The organism is Nitrospirota bacterium (assembly GCA_030645475.1).
Lineage (GTDB): Bacteria > Nitrospirota > Nitrospiria > Nitrospirales > Nitrospiraceae > Palsa-1315.
The window spans coordinates 1-8,026 of record JAUSMA010000031.1 but is presented as its reverse complement, the minus strand read 5'-3'; the positions used below and the strand labels follow the sequence as shown (position 1 = coordinate 8,026).

The following is an 8,026-nucleotide window of genomic DNA, read 5'->3' as shown; positions in this document are numbered from 1 at the left end:
CTTTTCTCTCTTCTCCCATGAAGGCAGGTTAGATGGTCTCCCACTGCGCGCCTCTTTCCAATTCCATACTTTCTTGTCAAGGACAGCCTGGTTGATCCTCGATTGCGCGCGTCGAACGAGCACATTCCGATCGTGCGCGTTCCGCGAGCAGGAGGACGACCAGGCTGCCCACCGTGATACTCTCTCGATGGTTGGTAGTTGGTAATCTGATCGAAACATAGCCCAGGCGCCTAATCCATGGAACATTCAACAGTTGATCTGTGTATTGTCGGAGCCGGGGCTGCGGGCTTGGCTGCTGGTATCTTCGCAGGGGAAGAGGCGGCGCGGACAGGATTCCCACTGCAGGTTGTCCTGCTCGATGGGGCCAAGACTGTCGGAGCGAAGATCCTTGTCTCCGGAGGTGGGCGCTGCAATGTCACGCATGATGTCGTGACTGCCACCGACTTCTTCGGTAATCGTCACATCATCAAGAATGTGCTCGCTGCCTTTCCGGTCCAGGCCACGATCGACTGGTTTGCCTCGCTGGGGGTCGAGCTCAAATGCGAAGAAACCGGCAAGCTCTTTCCGGTAACCGACAAGGCGAGAACGGTTTTGACCGCACTCCTTACTCGTTGTCACGAGCTCGGCGTGGTCATCCGTCCAGACCATCGAGTGACAGACGTCTCCCGTCTGACCGGCTCAGAATCTGGTTTCGTCATTCACCATACCTACGGAACCTTGCAGGCAAAGAAGGTCATCCTGGCTACAGGTGGACGCTCACTTCCGAAAACAGGGAGCGACGGGTTCGGTTATGAGCTGGCCCGTCGACTGGGACATCGGGTCAGTACAACCACTCCGGCCCTAGCCCCCTTAGTGCTGGACGAGACCCTATTTCATAAGGATCTCTCAGGCATCTCACAGGAGGTGGAATTGACCACGACGGTGAGTGGCCACGTCGCAGACCGAAGAACCGGCAGTTTGCTCTGGACCCACTTCGGGGTCAGTGGCCCAATCGTGATGGATGCCAGCCGGTTTTGGATAAGCGCCAGGGAAAAAAACGAGCCGGTTGAGTTATCCGTGAATTTCCTGCCGACCCTGACTCAAGAATCCGCCCGCCAATGGTTCATGGAGCAAGCAGCGGGATCCCCTCGTCGCTCGCTGATCAACACTCTGGCACATCTGGCCACGGAGCGATTCGCCGAGTCCCTCTGCCGATATCTGGGAATCAATGGGCAGACAGCCATCGGTCAACTTCCGAGGAAGGACCGAGATCGTCTATTGGTAGGGCTCGTAAAGTTTCCGCTGCCAGTGCTACAGGATCGGGGCTGGAACTATGCGGAGGTTACGGCGGGTGGTGTTCTACTGGAGGAAATTAATTTTCGCACGATGGAGTCGAAGCTGGTTCCGGGCCTCTATCTGGTTGGAGAAATCCTCGATTGCGACGGACGGATCGGCGGGTTTAACTTTCAATGGGCCTGGGCGACGGGATTACTCGCGGGCCGAGCGGCATCTGCCACTGGGCGTAATGATGGAGCGGTTCGCGGGTAAACAGGTTCCGTCGTCATAACGACATGTTCGCACGGAACGTAGGTTTTCTTGACAGCGAGGGGGAGATCATCTATCCGTGGACAAGACAAGGCTCGGTCTTTCGCCAAGTCTGTGTCAAAGGAACAACGAGGATCGATGATATGGGCCGCATCCTGAACTGTCCGCGTTGTCAGAAGGACGGTATGTTACGGTCTCTCCCGCAATCGCCCCGTGAGCATCTCGCGTCGTTTCTTTTCGTGGCGCCATTCAAATGCCCGTCGTGTAGTCACCGGTTTCTCGCATCTCGGCTTTGGTTGGATCATCCCACACATCCGATGGACCGCCGCGAACACCTCAGGATTCCCGTGCGGCTCTATCTCTCGTTTTCCGGGGGCAAGGTTCGTGGTGAGGGAACGGTGCTCGATCTCTCGATGGGCGGCTGTATCATCAAGAGCGAGACCCTGGTCCATACGGACGACATCTTCTATCTGCAATTGTCGTTGAGCGAAGGTGATCTTCCTCTTGAAGTGGCTGCGATGGTCCGTTCTGTGAGCCCTCGCGGTATCGCCTTCAAGTTTCTTCGAGCTGCCCAAGAGGACAAGCGTCTGCTGGCCTTTGTCCAGGCTCAGACGCAGGATCAGTCAGGAAAATCCTCCAGTCAAGTAGATGCCGCCGCCTGAACGGGCTGCGAATCTTTATCCCCATCTCATCGTCAATAGAAATAGAATAGAGTTTGCCGCGATGTGCAGGATGCTCAAAATGGCTGTCCAGCAAGGCCGCAGCGAGTGAAGGGCCGAGGCGTACCCGGAGGGTACGTTGAGGGTCTGAGCGATGCGAGAACGCTGCTGGCAGACTTTTTCAGCATCCTGTTAGGTTGGAGTTTCCCAGGCAGAATGAAGCGGATGATCGTTGATCAGCTCCTCATGCGCAGCGAGGTCGTAGGGTTCGATGGTGAGATCCTTCTCATCGAGCGGTTCCGGGCAGGCAGGGGAACAGAGGTATGCGCGATACGATTCGGCCTTCTCTTTCGTGGCGAACCGACAGAGCCCATGTTCCGGCATCCCGGATGAGGGGTACCAGAAGGCCAGCTCGATCGCGCTCCCCTGATAGATGCCGAGAGTGCGGTGCGTGATCTGAAATCCGCCGGGTAAATGTGAAGAGGGTTCAAGCGACATCGGACGGTCTCGCCTCCGTATCATACAGATGATCCGCATGATAGCATGATCGATATCCGGCGCTATAGACCGGCGTGCGCGCATGTCAAAGGAGGAGCACCATGGGCAGTCGTATCTCGGTATTCGCTACCTTCATCATTTCGGTTCTGCTTCTAGGCCTCTCAGGATGCGGCTACAACGATCTCCAGGGGTTGGATGAAGATACCAAAGCCGCCTGGAGCGAAGTGGTCAATCAGTATCAGCGGCGAGCCGATCTGATCCCGAACCTGGTCGCCACCGTGAAAGGTTATGCCGCGCATGAGAAGGATACCCTTGAGGGGGTCGTGCAGGCGCGTGCACAAGCCACGGGAATTCAGGTGACGCCTGAAACGTTGAAAGATCCGGTTGCCTTCGAACAGTTCCAAAAATCGCAGGCCGGTCTTACGTCGGCGTTGGGCCGCCTCATCGCCATTGCTGAAAATTATCCCAATCTGAAAGCCGACCAGAACTTTCGCGATCTCCAGAGCCAGCTCGAAGGGACGGAGAATCGTATTGCCGTCGCGCGCAAACGTTACATCGAGAAAGTCGCGGAGTACAACAAAGGCGTCCGTTATTTCCCCACGAACCTGACGGCCAAGTTCCTTCTCCATCTCGAAGAGAAGCCGAACTTTACCGTGGCGGATGAAAAGGCTGTGGCCAAGCCGCCAGAGGTCAAATTTAACTGAACCCAGGCTGGCGATGGATATACTGCGCATGAGCCGTGTCTGGCGAGGGCTGGCGCGGCTCATTGTCTTTTTAGGGATATTGCTCATGGCCTCCTCGGCCTGGGCGCTGGAGGTACCGGCCCTCACGGGCCGGGTTGTGGATCTTGCCCATGCGCTGCCGGCCGATATGGCCGCCTCGCTCAGCCGCGACCTCGCAGCCCACGAGACGAAGACTAGCAATCAAGTTGCCGTGCTGATTTTGCCGTCTCTCGAAGGCGAGCCGCTCGAATCCTTCTCTCATCGCGTCGGGACCACGTGGAAGCTCGGTCAGAAGGGGACGGCGAACGGCCTGTTGCTGCTCGTTGCCCTGCGCGAGCGTAAAGTTCGCATCGAAGTGGGCTACGGCCTCGAAGGCACCTTGACCGACCTGAGGTCCGCCCACATCATTCGCCAGGAGATCGTGCCACGGTTTCGAAGCGGGGATCTGCCGGGCGGCGTTGCTGCGGGAGTCCAGGCTATCCTCGGTACGATCGAAGGCACCTACAAGGCTGAAGAGGTGATGGCCGGCCGCACCCGCTCCGGCCAGGATCCAACGGCCGTTGAGTATGTGATCATCGGAGTCGTGGTTGGGACCTTGGCCGGTATCGTGTTGAGCCATGGGCTTCAACGCACTCGTGCGTTACTCGGGAGCCTGCTTGCCTTTCTCGTGGCGCAGTCTGCCACGGTGGGGTTGGGGCTCCTGGCAGCCGGGGTGACGGCCTTCTTGTTGTGGCTCATCCTGCAAGCGAATCGCGGAGGAGGGCGGGGTGGAGGATGGGGAGAGGGTTTCATCCCAGGACCAGGCGGTGGATTCGGCGGCGGGGGCGGTGACTTTGGCGGCGGCGGCGCTTCGGGAGATTGGTAGATGACGTCATTCACGGATATAGAGCGTGAACGGATCAGACAAGCGGTTCAAGAAGCCGAGTCGGGCACGAAGGGCGAGATTGTGCCGATGATCGTCCCGGCCTCGGCTCTATATCGTGAGGCTAGCCATCGAACGGGACTTATGCTCGCCCTGCTCGTGCTGACCCTCCTCCTGACGATCGAGATGTATTGGCTGCCGTGGGGCTGGCATGCCGGCAACGCCGGCTGGCTTTTGTTGTCAGTCGTGGTGGCCTATGGATTCGGGCAATGGCTTGGCAGGGCTTCGGTGGTTATCCGTTTTGTCACCTCACGCGAGCGAATGGCCCATAAAGTGGCCCTCCGTGCCGAGCAGGCCTTCTACAAGCACGGGTTGCACAACACGAAAGGCCGTACAGGCATCCTCATCCTCATTTCGTTGCTGGAGCGTCGTGTGCACGTCTTGGCGGATAAAGGCCTCAACGATCGCGTCCCTCCCGGTACATGGGACGGATTGGTCAGTGGCATTACCGATGGCATTCGAACAGGACAAGCGACCGACGCCATCTGTGAGGCGATTGCGAAATGTGGAATCCTCCTTGGACAAGTTAGTCCTGCTGGTTCAGGCGACAATCCGAACGAATTACCCGACACATTGATTCAAGAGTCATAATCGTTGCCTTGATAGACTGCCTGGCGAGGTTCCGCTAGAATCCAAGCCTATGTCCGAACCTGCCACGTCACCCGGTTCTCCACCAGCATCGCAGGATGAAAATCATTCCGTCGTGAAAGCGGCCGGGGTGATCGGCATTGGTACTTTCTCCAGCCGGATTCTCGGTTTCGTCCGCGACATGGTCTTGGCCCGCCTCTTCGGTGCCACGCCTGCCGCGGACGCGTTCTACGTCGCCTTTCGGATACCCAGTTTGCTGCGCGAACTCTTTGCCGAAGGATCGATGTCCTCGGCCTTCATTCCTGTCTTTACGGAATATCGGACTCTGCGCACCAAGCAGGAAGCCTGGGCGCTGGCTAGCGCCGTATTTACCACGCTGTTGACGATCGTGACCCTGGTCACCGTCATGGGTATTCTTGCCGCGCCGTGGCTCGTGCAACTTCTTGCGCCTGGATTTGATGCGAACCCTGAAAAGGTTGCACTGACGACGCTGCTCACCCGCGTCATGTTTCCCTATCTGTTGTTTATCAGCCTGGCGGCATTGGCGATGGGGATTCTTAACTCCGTGCGAGCTTTCGCGGCTCCGGCCTTCTCGCCGCTCTTTCTAAACATCTTCATGATCGGCTGTGCGTTGTTTGTCTCGCCATACTTGTCGGAGCCGATTGTCGGCGTGGCCATCGGGGTGGTCGCAGGAGGGGCGGCACAATTTGCCATGCAGCTTCCCAGCCTGAAGCTGCGAGGTTTATTGTTCGGACTTCGATGGGAGTGGGGGCATCCAGGTTTACGGCGGATCGGGACGTTGATGATCCCATCGCTACTCGGTCTATCGGTGACACAAATCAACATTACCGTGAGCACGATCCTCGCCTCTTTCTTTGCAGGCGGGCCGACCTATCTCTTCTACGGCATGCGGTTGATTCAGTTTCCGCTCGGAATTTTTGGTGTGGCATTGGCCACAGCCATCCTGCCGACCCTCTCTGCGCAGGCCGCGCGCGGTGCGTTGGGGGAATTGCGTGTGACGTTGGGATTTGGCCTGCGCATGATCCTGTTCATCATTCTTCCGGCGATGCTGGGGTTGATCCTCCTGCGGCAACCGATCGTCCATCTGTTTTTCGAGCATGGGTCCTTCACAGCGCAGGATACGGCTGAGACCGCGCTCGCGGTGCTCTGTTATTCCGTCGGTCTCTGGGCCTTCGGAGGCGTCCGTATCATTGTGTCGGCCTTCTATTCGTTGCAAGACACGCGCACGCCGGCCATCTCAGCGGCCATCGCTGTCGCGGCCAATCTCCTGTTCTCACTTCTACTCATGTCGTCGCTTGGTGCGGCTGGTCTGGCCTTGGCCACAGCTTTGGCGGCGATGGTGAATGGAGGGATCTTAGTCGCGGTGCTGCACCGCCGGTTAGGCGGCATCGAGTGGGGTTCGGTGGGACGATCGTCGCTCCGCGTGCTGGTCGCGTCCGTGCCGTTGGTTGTGATTTGCGGCTGGGTCGCGGCAGCTCAGTTATGGACGCATCCCGGTGATTGGCTTGAGAAGTCGATCATGCTGACGATGACAATTGGCTTGAGCGTAAGCGGCTATCTGGGCGTCCATGCCATGCTGCGTTCGGAAGAGCTTGTGTTCGTGTGGGGGATGGTAAAACGAAAACTCAGGCTAAAGGCTAAAGGCTATGAGAGCCATAAACGGCAAGACGAGCGAAGTTAGATCCAGCACATACAGTAATTCTCCCCCTCACCTCGTGCCTCGTGCCCCACGCCTGGCGTCTGTCGTTTTTGTGTTTCAGACGCCATGGGGTTGGATGGGAATTTCTGAAACGTCAAAAGGAATCGACGCAGTGGTGATGCCACAGGCGTCGCGCCAGGCCCTGTTGTCCGAGCTGCCAGCGGATTCTGTGGAGCTACTGGAGGGCCTGGCCTCTTCACGATTGCGAGAAGCCCGGGCGCAATTGATCGACTATCTCGACGGGGCCCGTCAATCTTTCGATCTACCGCTCGACCTCTCGGGAGGGACGAGCTTTCAGCAAAAGGTCTGGCGAACGCTGCTGAGTATCTCCTATGGCAGGCTGCGATCCTATCAATGGGTCGCTATGCGCGTGGGAGGCAACCACTATGCCCGTGCCGTCGGTAATGCCGTGGGGGCGAATCCGATGCCGATGGTGATTCCCTGCCATCGGATCGTAGCACATGATAGGTCGATCGGCGGATTTTCAGCAGGGTTGCCCTTGAAACGAAAACTGCTCACTCTAGAGGGCACGATCGCGCAGCTTCGGCCGGAACGATAACCTATGAAGGCTGTGATTCAGCGGGTGGCGTGGGCATCGGTTGAGGTTGACGGTCTGGTGGTGGGACGGATCAATGCCGGCCTGCTGGTCTTGCTGGGCGTCGCACAGGGGGATGAGGAGACGGATGGACGATACCTCGTCGAGAAGATTCGCACCCTCCGGATCTTTTCCGATGCACAGGGAAAGATGAATCGCTCGTTGACGGACATTGGTGGATCGGTCTTGCTGGTCTCCCAATTCACGCTCCTTGGCAGGACGACGAATGGCCGTCGTCCCAGCTTTGACGAAGCGGCTCCGCCTGACGAAGCAAAGCGTTTCTATGAGGCAGTGGCAGCCGAATTAACAGCGCAAGGGATTCCGGTGGAAACAGGCGTCTTTGCTGCGCATATGCAGGTCGAGTTGTTGAACGATGGACCGGTCACGTTTGTTCTGGATAGCCGGAACGCGAGCTAGCAGGCTGTTGAAAAAGACCGCCAACTTCGTTCCCTGCCCTCGCCCAAGCGCTTCGCGCAGGCAGGTCGCCTCGAACGCATCCTCAACGTAGCCAGGGGCTACGCCTCCGGTGCTTCCATCGGCTGCGGCCTTGCTGGACGGTCTTTTTGAGCAGCCTGCCGGTTCAGCTCATTCTGGTCCTGGTTCAAGTTTGTTGTGTGAAGACCGATAGAAGAACCATGGGCCGACATCGGCGCGTTTGAGAACATCTGCTATACTGAACTCACGAGTCTTCGGAATGTGTGAGAGGTGGATATGAGAACGCAAGTTCCGCCACGGCATCCGCTCCGGCAGTTCTTCGGCGCCCTGACCGAGAAGAGTTTCACGGAACATCTCGGGTGG

General features: G+C 57.9%; 9 protein-coding genes. 8 read left to right on the top strand and 1 reads right to left on the bottom strand.

Going from position 1 to position 8,026, the window contains the following annotated elements:
- Positions 1–237 precede the first annotated feature (237 nt).
- A complete protein-coding gene (locus tag Q7U76_07545; protein MDO8356227.1) occupies positions 238–1,527 on the top strand; it encodes an NAD(P)/FAD-dependent oxidoreductase in 1,290 nt (429 codons plus the stop codon).
- 182 nt (positions 1,528–1,709) lie between these two features.
- Positions 1,710–2,186, top strand: a complete 477-nt coding sequence (locus Q7U76_07540; GenBank protein ID MDO8356226.1) for a PilZ domain-containing protein — start codon at positions 1,710–1,712, stop codon at positions 2,184–2,186.
- 189 nt (positions 2,187–2,375) lie between these two features.
- On the opposite strand, the gene Q7U76_07535 is transcribed toward Q7U76_07540, so the two are convergent.
- Positions 2,376–2,681, bottom strand: coding sequence for a hypothetical protein (locus Q7U76_07535; protein ID MDO8356225.1), 306 nt, complete (start codon positions 2,679–2,681; stop codon positions 2,376–2,378).
- A 101-nt stretch (positions 2,682–2,782) separates the two neighbouring features.
- Between Q7U76_07535 and Q7U76_07530 the strand changes: the two genes are divergently transcribed.
- The 6 genes from Q7U76_07530 to dtd all read left to right on the top strand — a co-directional run bounded on the left by Q7U76_07530 (position 2,783) and on the right by dtd (position 7,645).
- Positions 2,783–3,385 carry a LemA family protein gene (locus Q7U76_07530; protein ID MDO8356224.1) on the top strand — a complete coding sequence of 201 codons (603 nt, stop codon included), beginning with the start codon at positions 2,783–2,785 and terminating at the stop codon, positions 3,383–3,385.
- A gap of 28 nt (positions 3,386–3,413) precedes the next feature.
- A complete protein-coding gene (locus Q7U76_07525; GenBank protein ID MDO8356223.1) occupies positions 3,414–4,268 on the top strand; it encodes a TPM domain-containing protein in 855 nt (284 codons plus the stop codon).
- Positions 4,269–4,916 (top strand): TPM domain-containing protein, encoded by a 648-nt coding sequence (locus Q7U76_07520; protein ID MDO8356222.1) that lies wholly within the window; start codon positions 4,269–4,271, stop codon positions 4,914–4,916.
- A gap of 49 nt (positions 4,917–4,965) precedes the next feature.
- On the top strand, positions 4,966–6,615 hold the full coding sequence (gene murJ, locus Q7U76_07515) for a murein biosynthesis integral membrane protein MurJ (protein ID MDO8356221.1): 1,650 nt from the start codon (positions 4,966–4,968) through the stop codon (positions 6,613–6,615).
- 94 nt (positions 6,616–6,709) lie between these two features.
- Complete coding sequence (locus Q7U76_07510; GenBank protein ID MDO8356220.1) at positions 6,710–7,192, top strand: methylated-DNA--[protein]-cysteine S-methyltransferase; 483 nt, start codon at positions 6,710–6,712, stop codon at positions 7,190–7,192.
- 3 nt (positions 7,193–7,195) lie between these two features.
- On the top strand, positions 7,196–7,645 hold the full coding sequence (dtd, locus tag Q7U76_07505; GenBank protein ID MDO8356219.1) for a D-aminoacyl-tRNA deacylase: 450 nt from the start codon (positions 7,196–7,198) through the stop codon (positions 7,643–7,645).
- The last annotated feature ends 381 nt before the right edge of the window (positions 7,646–8,026 follow it).